Here is a 20,071-nt window from a genome sequence, read left to right as displayed (position 1 = left end):
CCCATTACCATGCGTACCAGCAGTGCATACATTGATTAGGATCGACCATGAACATTCGTAAGAACATTACCCGTTGGGGACCTACCAGCCTGGCAGTTCTGCTGGCAGCGAGCCTTGTGGGCCCCGTTTATGCACAGCCGTCGGCCGAGCAGGCCGAAAGCACTGTGGCGATTACTGACGACGCCACTGCTAGTGCAGAGCAAGTTGCTGAGGCGCAGGAACTACCGCGCGGCCACTTCCGACTGCCCGAGCACGGCGACATTATTGGTGAGTACTACACCGTTACGGTGGAGGACCCCGAAGAGACGCTTATTGACATCGCTCGTCGCCATAATATTGGCTACGAAGAGATTCGCATGGCGAACCCAGACGTTAGCTTATGGGTACCGGGTGAAGGCACCGAGGTAGTGATCCCTGCGCGCTATATTCTACCCCCCGCGCCGCGTGAAGGCGTGGTTGTTAACCTTTCCGAGCTGCGCCTTTATTACTACCCCGCCGATAACCCAGGCATTGTTGAAACCTATCCGGTTAGCGTGGGTCGTGAAGAGTTCGCCACCCCAGTGGGCATCACCCGCACCACCGTTAAGGTAAAAGACCCCGCTTGGGCACCGCCGGCCTCGATGCGTCGCGAGGCTGCAGAGCGCGGCGATCCTGCGCCTTCTATCGTACCGGCCGGGCCAGATAACCCCCTGGGCCGCCACGCCATTCTGCTGGCCATGCCTAGTTATCTGATTCATGGCACCAACCGCCCTGACGGCGTAGGTATGCGTGTTAGCCGCGGCTGTATCCGCATGTACCCAGAAGATATCGAGTCGCTGTATGAACGCCTGCCGAGCGGCACCCAGGTAAACCTGATGGATGCGCCTTTTAAAGCAGGCTGGGCGGCAGACGGCACACTGTTTGTGCAATCCTACCCTCAGCTGGAAGAGAACGTAGGCAACTTTGAGCCGCTGCTTAATGCCATTGAGCGGGTCAGCGAACTGGCAGAAGATCAAGCAGAAGTCGATTACGAGCAGGTCAAACGCGCGGTGGAAGCACCAGATGGCCGCTTTGTGGCGCTATATGGCCCGCAAGCGCCCGCCCCTGAGCCGGAACCCGAGCCGCAGCCCACTCAGCAGCTAGAGGGGATTTTGGAAGGTGTCGAGCTTTCCACTACCGTTCGCGTTGAAGGCGACGCTTAACGCGTAAAGCGCTAGGCAACAAAAAACCCCGCCGAGGCGGGGTTTTTCACATCTACAGCGACCACCGAACATGCATCATGCTCGGTGGCCCAAGCAGAATTACTTCTGCATGGAACGCTGGAACATGCGGTTCATTTCTTCACGGTTCTGCTCAGACATCTGCAGAGCAGCTTGCGCGTCGCGCTGAGCTTGGTTTGCAGTGTTCAGAGCTTGTGAAGCCATGCTGCGTGCTTCTGCGGCATCAGCCTGTGCAGATTCAGCAGTCATGCGAACTTCTTCCAGAGCGCTGGTAGAAGCACAGCCAGCCAGGATTGCCAGAGAAGCGGCAGCGGCAGTCATCTTCAGAGCAGTCTTCAGAGTCATAGTGTTCTCCTTGAGTCTTCCTTGGGTACTACGTTAAGGGTATGACAAAAAATAAGGCTAAAGCGTTAGCTTAAATTTGTCTACCTGCGGTGCAGGTTCTTTACAGCGACTTGTACCAGGGTTACGCACCAAGGCACGCAAGTCAAACGCTGTTTTATAATAGACCACAGCGGTTGTCTATAGCCACATATTTAAAACCTAGAACTTCCTTCAACAACACAAGCCTAGCGGATCACCACGCGTGTGCCAACATCTACTAATTCGGCCACACGTGCGATCTGTTCATTGGTGACTGCCACACACCCTTGGGTCCAGTGGAAGCTACCATGGATCTCTGGATCACCGCCGCCAACTCCGTGAATCCCAATAGCGCCACCCAACGCAGTATTCTGCGGGGGAGAGCCATAACGCCGGTAGTGGTCAAAATAGGCTTCGTAATCCGTTTGGGAGTAGATACCTTTTTCAAGCGCCATACGTGCGTGAGGTGGCGTAGGATAATCGATACCAATAAAGATATGCCACTGGCTTTCGAAATTAAATCGATTAACTCTGAATTCGCCCAGCGGTGTAACGTTATCGCCGCGAATTCGCTGGGTTTTTGCGCCACCGCGCCCCAATGAAATAGGCGCAAAACGCTCTACCAGCGCATTGCCACGAAAGATGGTCAGCGTTGCCTCTTTATCGTCAATTAGCACCCACAACTCACTACTGTGGCGTGGCACAGCAGCGCGAGAAAGCAGCGTCTCAACCAAATCGGTTGGCTCATAATCATTCACAGCGCTTGTAGCAGTTGCGCTAGCCACTGCTGGCCAGCCCAGTGCCAACGCCAAAAATCGGCGACGGTTCACAGACATTATTTTGCTCTCAAATACAGGCCAGTGTGGCTAGGCCGAGGACGCATTAGTGGCGGCTGTTATACCTTATTCACACAGCTATTGTCAGCGTTTCGACCATCAAATTAGCATTCAGAATAACGAGCAGCACTGAAACAAACTTTAATTCAACGATCACTAAATATCGTCAAACTCCTGCATGCTCGCGACTAGCTTGCGAGCTTCTGCATTATGACCTTCTGCCAATGCGCTAAAAAACGTCTCCTCGGGCTCAATTTTGGCCCGAGAAGCGCGATGTTCATAAAGGCTTTGCAGCTTACGATGGGACTCTACCGCTGTTTCGGTTAGCTCATCAATCGAACCTGCCACGCTCTGCTTTGCCAGAGCATCAAGCTCAGGCGGCTGGGGGAAGTCGCTTGAATCGTCAAACCATATTTCTAACACTTCACGATGATCCGAGCCATCGTGAAACAGCGCCTCAAGCCCTGTTTTCATCTTTAGCTCGCTATCAGCTAGGTAGGTGAGCGCCATGGCTAGGCGCTCATGCTCGGCTTGTTCTGCGCCAGCGCTGTATTGGCGCGCCATGCGGCCATGATAACCCGTTGCCCACTCAATGAGATCTTTGACTTGGTTATAGCGCATCCGTGTCTCCTGTATCGTTGTTTCCATACAACGTGGTGGCGAATAGGCACATTTCAACCTATCAGAGTAAGCAATCAGACGCTATTGGCAACCTCTCCCTCTATCACCACCGCACTGCCGCTGGGCTACCACTCCTGGCTTGTCTCCCGTAGCGAGGCAATATCACGCTTAGCCGCTTGGAGGTTCTCTAACAGTTGCTCGGCTAACGTCAACTGGCTACCTACCGCAATCATAGAAGGATTTTGCACAGCGCGACGCGCAGCACCATCATCACTGTGCAGCTTCTCTAGCTGCCCCACCAGCCAGTAAAGCCAGCTTTCCGGCTGCTGCATGGCATCGCGTAGACGCTGCAGCTCTGCCACATCGGGGCCATCACTGGCGAGTAGCTCCCGCCAGTCATGGCTATTCAACCGCGCGTGTTCCGTGACTTCTTTTAGCAGCGAGCCAAGCGCCAGCTCAAACAGCGCCAACGCACTTTCCTCTATGGCCATTTGTCGCACTGGCGCATGCTCATCATCGCCAACCGGCAGGCCGACCAGCAGCTCGGCCTGGTACAGCAGTTGATTGGTACGCGAACGTGGGCTCACTTGCGCTTATCCTCCACATGCCATGTGCCGCCTTCAAAGGTCGCCTTCCAGCCGGTCGCTTTGCCCTCTTCGTCTGTCATCACGTACTGTTCTTTGTTTTTACGCGAGAAGCGAATTTGCGCAGGGCGGCCATCCGGGTCTTCACTGGGTGCTTTGAGAATAAAGTGATACTTCTCCGGCAGCTCGTCAGCGTGAGCTTTCAGCTCTTTAACCAGCGGCGGGCGGGTTTCACGATTTTTAGGGAACTTACTAGCAGCCAGGAACAAGCCACTAGCGCCATCCCGTAACACGTAATGATCTTCCACCTTTTGGCAGGCAAGTTCGGGCATGGGAATCGGGTCCATCTTCGGCGGCGCGACTTCACCACTGCGCAGCAGCTTGCGGGTGTTTTTACACTCGCTGTTGGTGCAGCCAAAGTATTTGCCAAATCGGCCAGATTTTAGCTGCATCTCGGAGCCGCACTTATCGCACTCAATGACCGGGCCATCGTAGCCTTTAATCTTGAACTTGCCGCTCTCTACTTCGTAACCGTCACAGTCTGGGCTGTTGCCACAAATATGAAGCTTACGAGTTTCGTCAATCAGGTAGTTATCCATCGCCGTGCCGCATTTCGGGCAGCGACGCTTGGCACGTAGGGCATTGGTTTCCGCTTCTTCGCCCGCGTCTTCCGCCACGGCCTCTTCACCAGGAATCAGGTCAATGGTGGTTTTGCAGCGCTCTTTAGGCGGCAAGTTGTAGCCGCTACAGCCCAAAAACACGCCGGTAGAGGCGGTTCGAATCTGCATTTTTCGGCCACAGCTGGGGCAGTCGATATCAGTCGGCACCGGCTGATTCGGACGCATGCCCTCCTCGCTTTCAGCCTTCATCAGCTCCATGCGGAACTCATCGTAGAAGGCATCAAGCAGCGCCTGCCAATTGCGCTCGCCTTCAGCCACTTCATCAAGGCTGTCCTCCATGCGGGCGGTGAAGGAGTAGTCCATTAAGTCAGGGAAGGACTCTTTCAACCGCTCGGTGACGATATCGCCCAATTTTTCGGCATAAAAACGGCGGCTCTCCAGCTTCACGTAGCCACGATCTTGGATAGTCGAAATAATCGATGCGTAGGTGGAGGGGCGGCCAATGCCCTGCTTCTCTAGTTCTTTGACCAAGCTGGCTTCGGTGTAGCGCGCGGGCGGCTTGGTAAAATGCTGCTGAGGGTCGAGTTTTTCTAGCTGCATTGCCGTGCCCGTCGGCAGGTCAGGCAGGCTTTGATCTTCGTTTTTGCCCGTAGGCTTCATTACCCGGGTGTAACCATCAAATTTCAGCACGCGGCCTTTGGCACGCAGGTCGTAGCCATCTACTTCCACACTGAGCGTACTGGAGAGGTATTCGGCCGGGGTCATCTGACACGCCACAAATTGCCGCCAAATAAGCTCGTAGAGGCGTTCGGCGTCACGCTCCATACCTGCCAAGTCAGTCGCTTTGCGCTCGACGCTAGAGGGCCGGATGGCTTCGTGCGCTTCTTGAGCACTCTCTTTGCTGCTGTATCGATTAGGCGACTCAGGCAAATAGCGCGCACCATACTCATCACCAATAAACGAACGGACACTCTCCACCGCGTCTTTAGATAGGTTGGTGGAGTCGGTACGCATATAGGTGATGTAGCCCGCTTCATAAAGCCGCTGGGCCATGGTCATGGTCTTCTTCACCGAAAACCCTAATCGGCCGCTGGCTGCCTGCTGAAGCGTAGAGGTGATAAACGGCGCGGTCGGTTTAGAGCTGGTGGGCTTATCTTCACGCGAAGTAATCGACAGCTTGGCTTTGCGCAGCTGCTCAATGCGCGCCAGAGTGTCTTTTTCTGACGTGGGGCGAAACGGCTTACCATCCTGACGCGCCAGGGCAAAACGCACCAGCTCGCCGTCAGGAGAAACGAGATCTGCATGCACATCCCAAAACTCTTCTGGGATAAACGCTCGGATTTCGCGCTCGCGCTCAACAATCAAACGCACCGCGACAGACTGAACGCGCCCAGCGGAAAGCCCGCGAGCAATCTTGGCCCACAGCAGCGGTGAAAGCATAAAACCGACGACGCGGTCCAGAAAGCGGCGCGCCTGTTGGGCTTCTACACGGGGAATGTTAAGAACGCCGGGGGCTTTGAAAGCATCTTGAATGGCGTTTTTGGTAATTTCGTTGAACACCACACGCTTGTAGCGGCTGTCATCGCCACCAATGGTCTCGCGCAGGTGCCAGGCGATAGCCTCCCCTTCGCGGTCCAAATCCGTCGCGAGGTAGACGGCATCGGCTTTCTCAGCCAGCTTCTTTAATTCAGCCACCACCTTCTCTTTACCAGGAAGCACTTCATAGCGCGCTTCCCAGCCGTTATCAGGGTCAATGCCCATGCGCCGAATAAGCTGGTCGTGGGCCTTGCGCTTTTTATACTCCGCCTTCTCTTCCGCCGACATCTTACGCGTTGCCGCGGCCTGGCGAGCGCGCTCCTTTGGGTCGGAGGCTGCCTTACCTGAGCCGCTGGTCGGCAGGTCACGGATGTGACCCACGCTCGACTTGACGATGAAATCGTTGCCGAGATATTTATTAATCGTCTTCGCTTTCGCGGGCGATTCGACGATGACCAGTGACTTGCCCATAGTGCTCCACTTTTCTATTGCCCAGGCGCTATCGCCCATGCTCTGAATACGTTGCCGCCTCAATTTGTGCTTGGCGACCATGAGAAAAATGCGCCTACCCTACCCCAGCCCTTGATTAAGCGCTAGTAGCAACCGCCTCTTAGGGAGCTAAGCGAACACTAACAACAACGCATTAGCGGCGCGGTGCGTTTTACGATGCTTTTTTGCATCAGGGTAGCTAGACACTAGACTGCCGCTCGGCACTCGGCAACCCAAATAGCCGCCTATCAATGCAAAAGCCCCCGCTAAAAAGCGGGGGCGAAGACGTCTTAGCAACTTTATCTAACGCTTACGGGGCGAGCTTCTGCGCTGCCCAGCCGGCCGGGTGACTGGCTTTTTCTTTGGCGCCTCTACCGATGATTCCTGGGCCTTTTCAGCCGTTACCGTGTTACTCGCTTCGGCTGCTATTTCCGCTGTAGCCGCAGCGGAGTCAGGTGTGGGCGCTGTTTCAGGGGCTGGTGCCGCCAAGGCAGCCGGACGCGCTTTATCAAACAACGCTTTTACTTGGTCAAACCGGTTAGCGGCATGTTCAGTTAACTCACCGCTAGCGGCAAAGACATGCTCTAAGTGGCTAATATAGTTATCTATCTCTTCACCGGTTTGCCCTTTTAATAGCTCCGGCAACGTATTAAGCGCCTGCTCACGATCAAGCTTCAAAATAAAGAACTGCTCACGCACTAGGCGCTTAAATTCGCTCAAGGAGGTGCTGGGTTCAAGCTCCGCCCGAGAGGCGCGTAGGCGCTTAAAGTTACGCTCATCGGTGGCCGGTGCGCCACCTAGCACATAGATCACTGAACGCATCACGGCTTCATGAGGGCCACCCTGAGCAATTTTATGACGCAGCTCATTTTGGCGGTTTTCAATAAAGCGGCGGTGCTCAGGCTCTGCGCCAGGACGGCGGCGATGTACATGGGCATCCCCGTACAAGCCAACAGCGGCCTGGAGCAACGGTTGACCATAAATATCCATAAACAGGCGCTCGGTTGAGCTATCGCGCAGGTCACGCCACGCATTCAGGCTCACTACAATTTGATCAGATGCCATGAGCTCTAGCGCTTTAAATATGTTGTCCTGCTCCACCGGCTGACGATGGCGGCGCACGTAGTCGGCCATAACCGGTAGCGGCACCGTCAGCGGGTTACGGTCTGACATGAGCTTGTAGCCCAGGCGAATGGGGTGCATACGCCGTATCCAGCGCGCCGCCTCGGGCGTCATGATGGACTGTATCCATGGCTGCACGTAGAGACGATAAAACCCCAGGTTAATTTCAGAGATGCGGGCAACGGTGGCGAAGCGACGATCATCCTCCGGCTGATGCATCACGTCACGATCAAGCTCTTCGAAGTTGCGCGGCGCAAATTCCAGCAGATAGTCACGCTCAATCAGCTCGGCGTCTGTGTGTTCGTCGGCGTGAGAAATCGTCGTTTCGTACAGCCCTGGCGGCATCACATCGATGTAGTCCATGTTCGCCGTAAATTCGGAGTGCTCTTTGCGGGAAACACTGCCAGATACGAAGATTCCCAGGTGCCCAGTGGTATCATGCAAGCAGTAAATAATCGTCTGCTCATTCGCAATGATATCCTCTTCGCCCGCGTACAGATCACGAATCCACCCCAGGGCCTGAGGCGGCGGCGTAATATCGTCCCCCCGTGAGCAAAACACCACCACAGGCGAGCGTACATTACGCAGATCAATACGCCGTCCATCGCGGGTAACCAGTTGCGCCGTAGAAAGGCGATTGCCGACAAACAGGTTATCGACAATGTACTGGATCTCATTACCGCCCAGCACCACATGACCACCCCACCAGCGCTCAAACTCTAAATAGCGTTTGGACTCGGTATCAATATTGGCATACAGGTGGTACTGCTTTTTCCAGTAGGTATTAGCCGGGTTGAGGCGCTCAAAGTTCTGAACCAGCCACGCCCCATCAAATAGGCCGTTGCCGATATCACTGGTCAACGCGGTGATCCAACTTCCCCCGGTCATACCGCCGGTATAACGCATGGGCGCCTTGCCATGCTCGCCAGCCCAATAAGAGAGCGGTGCACCAGCGATTAAGATTGGCCCAAATACTTCAGGCTCAAGGGCGGCGGCCATCATGATTTGCCAGCCCGCTTGGCAGTTACCAACCACCATCGGTTTTTCAGTGGTTTCCGGGTGTAGCGCAATCACGTGGCGCAAAAAGGCCACTTCCGACTCCACCACATCTTCCACCGTTTGGCCTGGCTCAGGGAAAGGTAAAAAGCCAATAAAATAGCAAGGATGGCCCGCTTTTAGCGCGACACCGAGTTCGCTATCAGGCTTAAAACCGCCGATACCAGGGCCATGGCCTGCACGCGGATCAATAACGACAAAGGGGCGTTTTTGTGGGTCAATCTGGATATTCTTAGGCGGCAATACCCGTAGTAACTCATAGTTAGTCGGATTAGGCAGCGTACGGCCATCCACTAACACCTCGGTTTCAAAGCCGAGCACATTGGGCTTCGTTTGCTCCATGTGTTCGAGATACTGGTTGCCGCGCTCGCGCATGACATCCCAATAAAGGATGTTGCGCTCTACACTGTCACGCCAGTAGCTAACCGCGGCACGACCAAACCCAAAAGGGTCCATCATGCTAGCGAGAGCTTCACCGCCCGGTAACGCCGCGGAATCATTCGATGACCCAAACCAAGGAGCAGCAAGCGCATTGGTGGTAAGCAAAGGATTAGCGAGAAAGTTCATATATTCTCCCATTGGGTTGATGCATGGCACCAATCCCGAAGCAATGATGCTGCAATGCAATATAGTTTAGGCCACTCCTTGCCTAACGTCGATGATTACCACCCCCCTTTTCCAACGACTGCCTTATTGATCGAAACGTACACCGTTTATATACCGCCAAGCTTTCAAGGCGGTAGCCCTAAATCAGTGATAGCATTTCGACGCTGAGGCCAAGCCCTATATAACAGGCCTTATACAGTGCGCTTTTTTACCGAGGAAGTTTACCCTGAGGTGGTTATGTCATCCCCCACGCTGCTCAACCGCTTAACGTTTCGACAGTTACAAGTGTTTCAGGCAGTGCATCAACAACGCTCCTATTCACGGGCCGCCGAGCAGCTCGGCCTGACACAACCAGCCGTGAGCGCGCAGATTCGACAGCTTGAGCAAGCGTTGGGGCAGCCTCTCTTTAAGTATGCGGGGAAAACTCTCCACGTGCTGCCAACAGCCGATACACTGGCCCTCTCTACGCGGGAAATCTTTGGTCAGCTGTCGCGGCTGCAAATGAACCTTTCTGATATTAACGGCAAAATTAGCGGCAAGTTGAATATTGCGGCTGTCTCGTCCGCCCAGTACGTCGTGCCTTATCTGCTGGCCAAGTTTCGCGCGCGATACCCGGATGTTCAGTTGCGTTTAAAGGTGTGTAACCGCAGCCAAGCACTTGAGCGGCTGGCCGAACAACAAGACGACGTGGTGATCATGGCCATGGTGCCAGAAGACGACGGCTTGGTGGTTATGCCAATTCTTGAAAACGAGCTTGTGGCGGTAGTGTGGCCAGAACATCCTCTGCTAAGTATGCCCAATCCAACGCTGACGGATTTCGCACGCCATTTCGTACTAATGCGCGAGCCTGGTTCGGGGGTTCGCAGCGCCTTTGAGCAGCTTGCCGTGGATCAAGAAGTGGGGCTTCCGCACCGTATCGAGCTGGGCACCAATGAAGCCATCAAACAAGGGGTAATGGTACATTTGGGCGTTGCCGTACTGCCTCGTTTGGCGGTACAGCGCGAGTTGGAACAGGGCCTGCTCGCTACCTTGTCTCTGCCCAATTTCCCCATTCGCCGCGCCTGGTGCACGGTATACCGCCGAGACCACTTCCCCACTCCGGTAGCAGAGCTCTTCCTGCGTTTTGTGCGTGAGCATCTGAGCGAGTTCCAGCGCCACTTCCAAGCGCCTGGCAGCCCGCTTCCTAGCCATGGGGTTTCCTGCTTACCCGCCCTGTCACTGGAATACGATCACTAGCGGTTCTACGGTGTCTTGTTGATTGCCAAATATGTTACATTATTTACAACCTACGTATCAGTTAGCGTTACTCAGGGCATGGTAAACAGTTGCATCGCGGCCACATTTTGCACGTATATTTTTCGTGATGCGTCGCTCGGATTTTCTGCTTACCAGCCGCACAGTAGAGAGGCTCTCTCCTATGAGCAACACCCCTTCCCAGCGCGTGCCCAGCGGCGAAAAATTCCGTAACGAACATGGCATGACGGTGATTAAAGATGGCATGAAGCAGCGCAAAGCGCAGGCAGATGCCCCTTCACTTGAGCGCAAGCCAAAGTGGCTGCGCGCGCAAATTCCCGGCGGCGAGCGTTTTGAGGCCGTTAAGAAAAACGTGGCGACGCACCGGCTCAGCACCGTTTGCGCTGAATCCCATTGTCCTAACATGGGTGAATGCTGGAGCAATGGTACCGCCACCATTATGTTGATGGGCTCAGTATGTACCCGCGCCTGCCGCTTCTGTGCGGTTGATACTGGCAACCCTAAAGGTTGGCTGGATCACGAAGAGCCGGAAAATACCGCCAAATCCGTCGAGCTAATGGGTCTTCGCTATATCGTGCTGACCTCAGTAGACCGTGACGATCTAGACGATGGTGGCGCCACCCACTACGCCAACTGTATTCGCGCCATTAAAGCGCGCACGCCGGAGGTGGTTGTTGAGGCGTTAACGCCTGATTTTGATGGCGATAAAGCCGCTATTGAGCGCGTGGTCGATTCAGGGCTTGAGGTGTTTGCGCAAAACGTTGAGACCGTTGAGCGGCTGACCAGCAAAGTGCGTGACCCCCGTGCAGGCTACCGCAAAACGCTGGATGTGTTGGCCCACGCCAAGCAGTATCGTCCCGATGTCATCACTAAAACCAGCTTGATGTTGGGGCTGGGTGAGACCGATGAAGAGATCCTGCAAACCTTCGATGACTTGCGCGAGATTGGCGTAGACATCGTGACGTTAGGCCAATACCTGCGCCCAACCAAAAACCACTTGGCCGTGGAGCGCTGGGTAAGCCCAGAAGAGTTTGATCGTTATCGCGTACTGGGCCTTGAGAAAGGCTTTATGGAAGTGCCATCCGGCCCGCTGGTACGCTCTAGCTACCGAGCAGACCGTGTTTTCGAGAAAAACAATCTGGGTCTTGCCGCCCCAGCGGCCATTCCGGGGCAAGAAGAGCCGGACAATAACCGCATTCCTGCTTTTAACGTCGGTTAGTATATCTACCTTCGCCTGCATGGCGTTGCTCTGCCATGCAGGCGATATGCCTAGCATTTAACGCCCTTCGCTTTCCCTCGCTATTCAACTTCCTCAACTTCCCTGGTCAGCTGCTTATGCAGGCCTTACCAAGCGTCGTTGTAGCTGTGACGCTAACGCTATCGCTAGCTGCTCGCCCACATCGTGTTCTGTTGAAAGCTCAGCCACATCAGCAAGCCGTGTAACCTGCATCCCCGCATAGCCGCACGGATTGATTCGTGCGAACGGGGAAAGGTCGCCGTCTACATTGAGCGCCACACCGTGATAACTGGCACCACGACGAATACGCAGCCCTAGCGAGGCTATTTTGGCCTCCCCTTGAACGGTTTCCACATAGACACCCGGTGCATCCGGTTTAGCCCAAGCGCTAACACCATATTCCGCCAGCACGGCGATAACAGCGTTTTCTAAGGCACTGACCAAATCACGCACCCCCACTTTCCCGCGCCGTACATCCAACAGTGGATAAAGCACCACCTGCCCAGGACCATGGTAAGTCACTTGCCCCCCCCGATCGGTATTGACGACAGGGATATCCCCCGGCATCAGCAGGTGCTCTGGCTTACCCGCCTGCCCTTGGGTAAATACCGGGTCATGCTCCACCAGCCAAAACTGATCGGCAGTGGTCTCATCCCGAGTATCGGTTAGCTCTCGCATGGCTTCCCACACGGGCAGATAAGGGCGATGTCCTAGGCGATGAAGCTCTATCGGGGCATCATGCGTCATGGTTAAACCACCATGTGAACACGGCCTGTAGCTTTCAGCTCATCAAACAGCTGGCTTAGCTGCTGCTCGCCAGTAGCAACAATAGTGACACGCACTGACTGGAAGCGGCCATTACGGCTATCCACCACCTGCAGCGTGGTTTCATCAAAGTCTGGCGCATGCTTGACGATGACTTGGCACACCGCCGCAGGGAAATCGTCGGCGGCATCACCAACCACTTTCAAGGAGTAGTCACAGGGAAAGGTAATTTTAGGTGGCTCTTTGGCCGCAGGCTGGCGTAAATCTCGCAGCCCTTGTTTAGCGCCTTTTTTCATATCTCGCCTTTAGGGAACAAGTGAATCGTTTGATGGCTAACTGGTAAGTAAATAAGGCCCCACCCCTGACAATACAAGGTGCATCGCTCAGAGATCAGGCCTTATGGGATTAGCTGGTGAAATTGCTGATCAGGTTGCTAAAGAAGCGCTGAACTTGATCGAATAGGCGCTTGAACAAGCCGCCCTCTTCGATATTTTCCAGTGCTACCAGCTGACGCTCACCTACCATTTCCTCACCTAGATAGACTTCCAAAGTGCCAACGTTATCGCCAACTGCGACAGGGGCTTGAAGGTCAGCATCAAGATTCAAGCGCGCACGAAGCTCTTCATTTCGGTTACGAGGCAGCGTCATAAAGACTTCTTCATCCACTCCCACGCGTAGCTCGTTAGTATCACCGCCCCATACTCGCGGAGTCGCCAGTACCGCACCACGCTCGTACAGCTTCATAGTTTCATAGAAACGGAAACCGTAGCTTAATAACTTCTGGGACTCCTGGGCACGTGCTTCATCAGAGCTAGTCCCCATAACCACTGAAATCAGGCGCATACCATCACGCTGCGCTGAGGAAACTAGGCAGTAGCCCGCTTCCGTTGTCCAGCCAGTCTTCAGGCCATCTACAGAGGGGTCACGCCACAGCAGACGGTTGCGGTTCGGCTGATCAATACCACCAAAAGAGAAGTTACGCTGGGAGTAGATCTCATAGTGCTCGGGATAATCATTGATGATGTGCCGAGACAAGCGTGCCATGTCGTGGGCAGTTGAATAGTGATTTTCATGAGGCAAGCCGGTGGCGTTCATGAAGTTAGTGTCGTTCATTCCCAGGCGCGTGGCGTGCTGGTTCATCAGGTCTGCAAACGGGGCTTCTCCCCCCGCCAGATGTTCGGCCATCGCGACGCTGGCATCGTTACCCGACACAATAATGATGCCGTGCAGCAGGTTATCCACCGATACCCGATCACCGACTTCGATAAACATTTTAGAGCCGCCGGTGCGCCAGGCGTTTTCACTGATATTGACCATATCGGTCAAATTAATGGTGCCACGATCAAGCTCGCGCTCCACCAAATAAGCGGTCATCAGCTTGGTCAAACTCGCCGGAGGCAGGCGCTCATCAGAGTTGTGCTCAGCAAGAATCCGCCCGCTGTTGGCATCCATTAGAATCCACGAACTCGCCGCTAATTGGGGCGGTGCGGGAATAATTGTTTGCGGCTGAGGGATCACCTGCGCCATCGCAGGTGATACGACTGCCGTCATGGCTGCGAACAGGCAAAGCTTGGCGGTACGGCGAATTGACATCAATACATTCATCACAAACTTCTCACTAACAAAGAAAAAGGCGGCGCATTACGCGCCACTTGTGCACATGTTGAGAGGTATTATCTCACGACAAACACTTGGGGAAAGCCTGCACGACGAAGTTCTTCACGTGCCTGCGTTTCTTGTCCAGGATTCACAGGGCCCACCTGCACTCGGTGAACATCGGCATCGCTTTTCACGCGCACACCGTGAGGCAATTCACCGGCCAATCGCTGCTGGAGCTGCTGTGCTCCTTCGGCACTCCCTAGCGCGGCAATTTGCAGATAGATCGCATCACTAGCCTCTGCGGCACGGGATGCTGCTGCTTGAACAGGCGCCGCCGGGCGAGCCGCCGGAGAAGATGGCGCCGCAGCACTCGACGCCATCACTGGCGCTGCTGGTGAAGCGGTTGTGCCGCCACCCCGGCCCCGTTCAGCTAGCCACTGGGCTGGATCAATGGCTTCTACGCGTACCGGGCCTGTGCCATTGTCCAAAATACCGAGGCGCGCGGCTGCAGCATATGAGAGATCAATTTCGCGGTCGCTGTGAAAAGGGCCACGGTCGTTAACGCGGACAATCACCGAGCGGCCGTTATTCAAGCTAGTGATACGGGCAAACGTGGGCAATGGGAGCGAGCGGTGAGCGGCTGACATTTTGTACATGTCGTAGATCTCACCGTTAGAGGTGGCGTAGCCATGAAATTTCTCACCGTACCAGGAAGCCGTGCCCTGACGCTCATAGCCACGGGCATCGGGCAACACGTGATATGTTTCTCCCCACACTTCATAGGTAGAGCGATTACCCGCTCTAGAGGGCTGTTCAAGGCGCGGCTCGGCGTCAGGTACGGTGGTGACATCCGGCGGCGCAACCGGGTAGGCATCGCCAGTCATCGCATAGCGCTCGCCACTGGCAGCCGCCGGAGCAGCAGGCGCGGAGCTTGAAGCACCTACCTCTCCGCCTGCACGCTGCGGCGCTTGGCTGGCACACCCGCTCACCAAGGCAGCTAACAGCAGCGAGCCGCTTAGGTAGCGCATATTGATTCGCAGTTTAGTCATGCTCAGCCTCAGCTTGCTGCTTGATGGCCTCTGCCAGTTCGGCGACTGCCATGGCGTAGAGGTGGCTATGGTTATAGCGGGTAATCACATAGAAATTGTACTCACCCAGCCGGTAGCTTTCCTGGCCATCGGCATACTCCAGCACCAGGGGCACCACTGGCGTATCGGGCGCCAGGGAGTCTGCTGTCACAATGCCCTGCTCGACAGCCTCAGCGGCAGTTGTTGTGGGGCGCACCGTTTGGTTAAAGGTTAGCCCATCAGGGCGCGCGTCAGGCCCTTCTGCCTGGTGATAGATCGCTCCATCACGCTGCCAGCCGTGCTCGGCAAAATAGTTGGCAACGCTACCAATAGCATCCACCGGGTTATTCCACAGGTCGCGCTTATCGTCGTCATCAAAGTCAACGGCATACGCCTGGTAGCTGGTGGGAATAAACTGCGGGTAACCCATGGCACCTGCATAGGAACCGTACAGTGAGCTGGGCGCTACTTCCTGCTGATAAGCAATCGTCAAAAACGCTGCCAGCTCGCCCCGGAAGAACTCACCTCGCGCCGGGTGATGAAAAGCCAGCGTTGCCAGCGAATCCAACACTTTATGGCGACCTTTATGACGACCGTAGTAAGTCTCCACACCAATAATCGCAGTGATCACCTCTGGGGGCACGCCATATACCGACTGCGCGCGCGCGAGCGTATCAGCATGCTCCTGCATAAAAGCCGCGCCCTCTTCAATGCGCTGCTCGGTCAGAAAAATATCACGGTATTCAAACCAGCGCAGCCGCCGTTCCGCCGCACCTGCCATGGCGTCCAGTACTTCCTGGCGATAATTTGCCTGCATCAGCGCCTGCTCAAGCCACTCGCTCGGCACGCCCTGCTGGGCCAGCTCATCGACCAACTGTTGGGTCTGCGTATTGCGCTGAGGATCAAAGCTGATCTCCTCCTCTGCCGCTAACGCAGGGGCCGAACACGCTACTAGCATGGCAATTGCGTAACCGCCTGCTTTACTTCGCGCCCTGTTCATTCGCTCACCACTCCTGTGAATACGCACTACCACTGTTCAAACCTTTAACGTGGCAATAACCGCCGATGGGCATGTATGGACATGAGAATACCGAACCCAGCTAACAAGGTCACGCTGGAGGTCCCGCCAAAACTTACCAGTGGCAACGGTACGCCTACCACAGGCAAAATGCCGCTCACCATGCCCACATTGACAAATACATAGATAAAAAACGTCAGGATAATACTGCCCGCAAACAGCCGCCCAAAGGTATCTTGGGATGACGATGCCAGCCATAAGCCGCGGCCTACAATCATGATATATAGTGTTAGCAGCAAGAGCATACCCACCAGGCCGAACTCCTCACCAAGTACGGCAATAATAAAGTCGGTATGTCGCTCTGGCAGGAACTCAAGCTGAGACTGCGTTCCTTCCAACCACCCCTTTCCCCACAGCCCGCCGCTGCCAATAGCCGTGGTGGATTGAATAATGTTCCACCCTGAGCCCAACGGGTCGCTATCAGGGTCTAAAAATGTCAGTACCCGCTGGCGCTGGTAGTTGTGCATGTTCATCCATAGTACCGGCAGGCCCGCCGCGCCCAGGGCCGCGACCAAGCCAATGAGCTTCCAAGAGAGCCCAGCCAGAAGCACCACAATCACCGCAGCACTAGCCACCAGCAGCGATGTCCCAAGGTCAGGCTGGATAGCCGTGAGCACCACGGGCACGCCGATAATCACCGCACACACCACAATATCACGCAGCCTAGGCGGCAACTGGCAGCGATTTAAATAAGCGGCCACCATGAGCGGTACGGCTAACTTCATCATCTCAGAGGGCTGAAAACGGATGACCCCCGGAATTTCCAGCCAACGCTTGGCGCCCATACCTACATCGCCGACAACTTCAACCGCCAACAGCATCGCTAGCCCAGCGCCGTAAGCCAGCGGGGCCCAGCGTAAAAAAGTTGAAGGGGAAAATTGTGCAATAATCACCATGCCAGAAAGCGCAATACCAAAGCGCATGGCTTGGGCAATCACGGTGTCGATACGCTGCCCGGAGGCGCTGTAAAGCACCATCAAACCGCCACCCATCAACACCAACAGCATCCCTAGCAGCCAAGGGTCGAGGTGGATACGCTCCCAAATACTTTTGCGACGGGCAATACCGCTATCAGGCGGGCGTACCGGATAACGGCGCAGCGAGCGGGTAATCAGTTGCCAAGGCATCGCTAGTTACCCTCCACGTTGGCAGTGTCTTCTTCTAGCACTTCTTTGACTTCGTCAACTTGAGGGGCATTATCTTCCAGGAGCCAAGCATCCGTCATTGCACGTGCCAGGTGTGCGGCATGCGTACTGCCGCCACCGGCATTTTCAACAATCACCGACACCGCAATTTTCGGTTCTTCAATGGGCGCAAAAGCCATAAAGAGCGCGTGGTCTCGTAGCCGCTCCTCTAGCTCCTCCGCGTTGTAACGCTGGTCCTGGCCGAGTGAGAACACCTGGGCAGTGCCTGACTTACCGCCCATACGGTACTCAAGCCCTACGCCAGTGCGCCTTGCGGTGCCTTCGCTACCGTTGAGTACCTTCTCCATCCCGCTATATACACGGTTCCACCAGTTATCGTTGGCCAGCTGAATATCGGGGAGCGTATCGGGTAGTTCTTCGGGCACTGGCTCTTCACCAATACGCAGGGCAAGGCGAGGCTTCACCCAGTGCCCACGGTTTGCCAACGCGGCAGTGGCGCTGGCCAATTGCAGAGGTGTGACCTGCCAGTAGCCTTGGCCAATCCCCACCGATAGCGTTTCACCGGGGTACCAGGGCTGGTTGAAACGTGCTCGCTTCCAGTCTCGGGAGGGCATGAGTCCAGTGCTTTCCCCCTGCACATCGTGGGCAACGCGCTGGCCAAAACCAAAGTTGGTCATACGCTCATGGAGCTTATCAATGCCGAGATCATGAGCCAGCGTGTAGTAGTAGGTGTTGTTGGAGACCGCTATCGAGCGCTCCATATCGACACGGCCATGCCCCCAGCGCAGCCAGTTACGGTAGCGTCGGGAGTCGTTTGGTAGCTGATAAAAGCCGGGGTCATTAATGGTGCTGTCGGGGGTAATGACCCCTTCCACCAAACCCGCCAGGGCCAGAAACGGCTTGATGGTGGAGCCCGGCGGGTAGTGTCCTCGAATGGCACGGTTAAACAGTGGCAGGTCGATATCTTCCTGCAGTGCTCGATAAGAGGCTACGTCGATCCCGGTCACAAACTGGTTGCTATCAAACCCAGGGGTCGACACCATCGCCAGAATCTCACCAGTATTTGGCACAATAGCCACAATAGAGCCACGCCGACCATCCAAAAGCTCGTAAGCCAGCATCTGCAGGGAACGGTCGAGAGTAAGCGTTAAGTTAGCGCCGGGCACCGGGTCAGTACGGCCAAGCTCGCGAAGCACGCGACCACGGGCGTTGGTCTCTACCTTGCGTAGGCCCGCCTCTCCATGTAGCTCGGTTTCGTAAAAACGCTCGACACCGGTCTTGCCAATAAAGTGCGTGCCCGCGTAGCGGCCTGGGTCTAAGTCCTGTAGCTCTTCGGCGTTAATACGTCCTACATACCCCAGCGCATGAGCCATGACTTCAGCATCGGGATAGTAGCGCAACAGCTGGGCTTCCACTTCAACACCAGGCAGCCGGTGGCGGTTAACGGCCAGTCGCGCAATCTGCTCTTCGCTTAAGTCACTCATCAGCAGTGCAGGTTGAAAAGGACGCTGACGCTGCCGCGAGCGCACCTGAAATGCCTCTATCTCTTCCTCAGGCAGCTCTAATAAATCGACGAGCAGGGCCAGAGTGTCGTCTAGGTCATCGACACGCTCACGCACCAGGGTAAGGTTGTAGGTAGGACGGTTTTCCGCCAGCAGCGCACCGTTACGATCGTAGATAAGCCCGCGGTTAGGCGGCAGAGGCTCGACGCGTACCCGGTTCTTCTCGGAACGCGTGCTGTATAAATCGTGTTGAACGATTTGCAAATAGCCAAGGCGGCTTACCAGCAAGCTCGTCAACACAATCACTACCAAGACAGCAAGCAGCGCCCTGACACGGAAAATACGCAGCTCTTGCTCAGGATTTTTTAGCGTGTCACGGCGCTGGGGCATGGCAACAGATGACTCTCAAATCAAACAATAAAAGCGGCGGCCCCAGTGGGGAATAAATGCAACGTACCGGCTAGTGATTAACTCTGTGTTGCTCACTAGCGGTGATAGGGGTGGCCCACTAGCAGTGTCCAGGCGCGATAAAGCTGCTCTGCCAACATAATTCGCACGAGCGGGTGAGGTAGCGTTAGCGGCGAAAGTGACCAAGCTTTATCAGCCATAGCGGAAAGCGCAGGCTCTAAGCCGTCCGGGCCACCCACCAACAGCACCACATCACGCCCTTCCATGCGCCAGCCATCCGCTTCCTGCGCCAACTGTTCGGTGGTCCAGGGTTTGCCCTTTACCTCCAGCGCCACCACGATTTCATCGCCACGCAGCTTTTCACGAATTCGCTGCGCCTCTTGCGCGCGGGCTTTAGCGATATCGGCATTTTTGCCACGCTGGCCGAGCGGTATTTCTTCAATTTCCAGCGTGAAATCCCGAGGGAGCCGCTTGCGGTAGGTCTCAACGCCTTGTTCCACCCATGCAGGCATTTTTGTACCCACCGCTAACAGCCGAATCCTCATGACATCGTGGCTCGCTCTTCAAACTGCTTCAGCGATTCACTAATCGCGCCAGCGTCGCTAGGCAGATCTGCCCAAAGGCGCTCCAAGTCATACAGCGCACGGGCTTCTGGAAGCATAATGTGAACCACCACATCGCCCAGGTCGACCAGCACCCAGTCGGCATTATCGCCACCTTCAACACCGCGAGGGTGAAGGCCGGATGCCTTGGCTTTTTCGACAACGTTCTGGGCCAGTGCGGCCACGTGGCGGGTAGAAGTACCGCTGGCAATCAGCATCAGATCGGTAACTTCGGTTAATTTCGCAACGTCGAGTTGAGTAATATCGCGTGCTTTAAGCTCTTCTAGCGCGTCAATCGCTAGGTTTTTCAGTGTATCGATGTGCATGACTCCTGAAGGCAACCCCTTGTGGTGGTATCGAGTGTCGTTACTAACGTCGGTAT

General features: G+C 55.4%; 18 protein-coding genes. 3 read left to right on the top strand and 15 right to left on the bottom strand.

Annotation, left to right across the window (positions count from 1 at the left end):
• The first annotated feature begins 47 nt into the window (after positions 1-47).
• Positions 48-1,181, top strand: a complete 1,134-nt coding sequence (locus ACIGG6_RS15275; protein ID WP_399845526.1) for a L,D-transpeptidase family protein — start codon at positions 48-50, stop codon at positions 1,179-1,181.
• A 99-nt stretch (positions 1,182-1,280) separates the two neighbouring features.
• Here ACIGG6_RS15275 and ACIGG6_RS15270 read toward each other — a convergent pair whose 3' ends face one another.
• From ACIGG6_RS15270 to ACIGG6_RS15245, 6 genes are all read right to left on the bottom strand, one after another.
• A complete protein-coding gene (locus ACIGG6_RS15270; protein WP_016914087.1) occupies positions 1,281-1,544 on the bottom strand; it encodes an Lpp/OprI family alanine-zipper lipoprotein in 264 nt (87 codons plus the stop codon).
• 224 nt (positions 1,545-1,768) lie between these two features.
• On the bottom strand, positions 1,769-2,398 hold the full coding sequence (locus tag ACIGG6_RS15265; protein ID WP_399845524.1) for a murein L,D-transpeptidase family protein: 630 nt from the start codon (positions 2,396-2,398) through the stop codon (positions 1,769-1,771).
• A gap of 156 nt (positions 2,399-2,554) precedes the next feature.
• Positions 2,555-3,019 carry a 2-hydroxyacyl-CoA dehydratase gene (locus ACIGG6_RS15260; protein WP_253503178.1) on the bottom strand — a complete coding sequence of 155 codons (465 nt, stop codon included), beginning with the start codon at positions 3,017-3,019 and terminating at the stop codon, positions 2,555-2,557.
• Positions 3,020-3,144: 125 nt separating this feature from the next.
• The gene (locus tag ACIGG6_RS15255) at positions 3,145-3,606 is read right to left on the bottom strand and encodes a DUF6586 family protein (RefSeq protein ID WP_213262597.1); all 462 of its coding nucleotides are present in this window, start codon (positions 3,604-3,606) and stop codon (positions 3,145-3,147) included.
• The gene (gene topA, locus ACIGG6_RS15250; RefSeq protein ID WP_399845521.1) at positions 3,603-6,230 is read right to left on the bottom strand and encodes a type I DNA topoisomerase; all 2,628 of its coding nucleotides are present in this window, start codon (positions 6,228-6,230) and stop codon (positions 3,603-3,605) included. Before topA ends, ACIGG6_RS15255 begins: the two co-directional genes overlap by 4 nt.
• A gap of 321 nt (positions 6,231-6,551) precedes the next feature.
• On the bottom strand, positions 6,552-8,993 hold the full coding sequence (locus ACIGG6_RS15245) for a DUF3141 domain-containing protein (RefSeq protein WP_399845519.1): 2,442 nt from the start codon (positions 8,991-8,993) through the stop codon (positions 6,552-6,554).
• Between the two features lie 276 nt (positions 8,994-9,269).
• Between ACIGG6_RS15245 and ACIGG6_RS15240 the strand changes: the two genes are divergently transcribed.
• Entirely contained in the window at positions 9,270-10,268 is a 999-nt protein-coding gene (locus tag ACIGG6_RS15240) for a LysR family transcriptional regulator (protein ID WP_399845517.1), read from the top strand.
• Between the two features lie 181 nt (positions 10,269-10,449).
• Positions 10,450-11,505, top strand: a complete 1,056-nt coding sequence (gene lipA / locus ACIGG6_RS15235) for a lipoyl synthase (RefSeq protein WP_399845514.1) — start codon at positions 10,450-10,452, stop codon at positions 11,503-11,505.
• 114 nt (positions 11,506-11,619) lie between these two features.
• Here the strand turns inward: lipA and lipB are convergent, their stop codons facing one another.
• The 9 genes from lipB to rsfS all read right to left on the bottom strand — a co-directional run bounded on the left by lipB (position 11,620) and on the right by rsfS (position 20,015).
• Positions 11,620-12,270 carry a lipoyl(octanoyl) transferase LipB gene (lipB, locus tag ACIGG6_RS15230; protein WP_399845511.1) on the bottom strand — a complete coding sequence of 217 codons (651 nt, stop codon included), beginning with the start codon at positions 12,268-12,270 and terminating at the stop codon, positions 11,620-11,622.
• Between the two features lie 2 nt (positions 12,271-12,272).
• On the bottom strand, positions 12,273-12,584 hold the full coding sequence (locus ACIGG6_RS15225) for an HP0495 family protein (protein ID WP_083026380.1): 312 nt from the start codon (positions 12,582-12,584) through the stop codon (positions 12,273-12,275).
• 109 nt (positions 12,585-12,693) lie between these two features.
• Positions 12,694-13,893 carry a D-alanyl-D-alanine carboxypeptidase family protein gene (locus ACIGG6_RS15220; RefSeq protein WP_083026378.1) on the bottom strand — a complete coding sequence of 400 codons (1,200 nt, stop codon included), beginning with the start codon at positions 13,891-13,893 and terminating at the stop codon, positions 12,694-12,696.
• Positions 13,894-13,961: 68 nt separating this feature from the next.
• Positions 13,962-14,936, bottom strand: coding sequence for a septal ring lytic transglycosylase RlpA family protein (locus ACIGG6_RS15215; protein WP_399845509.1), 975 nt, complete (start codon positions 14,934-14,936; stop codon positions 13,962-13,964).
• A complete protein-coding gene (gene mltB, locus ACIGG6_RS15210) occupies positions 14,929-15,954 on the bottom strand; it encodes a lytic murein transglycosylase B (protein ID WP_253503159.1) in 1,026 nt (341 codons plus the stop codon). The genes ACIGG6_RS15215 and mltB overlap by 8 nt, the downstream gene beginning before the upstream one ends.
• Before the next feature lie 44 nt (positions 15,955-15,998).
• Positions 15,999-17,159, bottom strand: a complete 1,161-nt coding sequence (gene rodA / locus ACIGG6_RS15205; protein ID WP_253503157.1) for a rod shape-determining protein RodA — start codon at positions 17,157-17,159, stop codon at positions 15,999-16,001.
• Between the two features lie 2 nt (positions 17,160-17,161).
• A complete protein-coding gene (gene mrdA, locus ACIGG6_RS15200) occupies positions 17,162-19,069 on the bottom strand; it encodes a penicillin-binding protein 2 (RefSeq protein WP_399845507.1) in 1,908 nt (635 codons plus the stop codon).
• A 95-nt stretch (positions 19,070-19,164) separates the two neighbouring features.
• Positions 19,165-19,632 (bottom strand): 23S rRNA (pseudouridine(1915)-N(3))-methyltransferase RlmH, encoded by a 468-nt coding sequence (rlmH, locus tag ACIGG6_RS15195; RefSeq protein ID WP_044628085.1) that lies wholly within the window; start codon positions 19,630-19,632, stop codon positions 19,165-19,167.
• Positions 19,629-20,015 carry a ribosome silencing factor gene (gene rsfS / locus ACIGG6_RS15190; RefSeq protein ID WP_083026369.1) on the bottom strand — a complete coding sequence of 129 codons (387 nt, stop codon included), beginning with the start codon at positions 20,013-20,015 and terminating at the stop codon, positions 19,629-19,631. Before rsfS ends, rlmH begins: the two co-directional genes overlap by 4 nt.
• Positions 20,016-20,071 lie beyond the last annotated feature (56 nt).

The organism is Vreelandella lionensis, assembly GCF_044543515.1.
In the GTDB taxonomy this organism is placed as follows: Bacteria; Pseudomonadota; Gammaproteobacteria; order Pseudomonadales; family Halomonadaceae; genus Vreelandella; species Vreelandella lionensis.
This window is presented reverse-complemented; position numbering and strand designations above follow the sequence as displayed.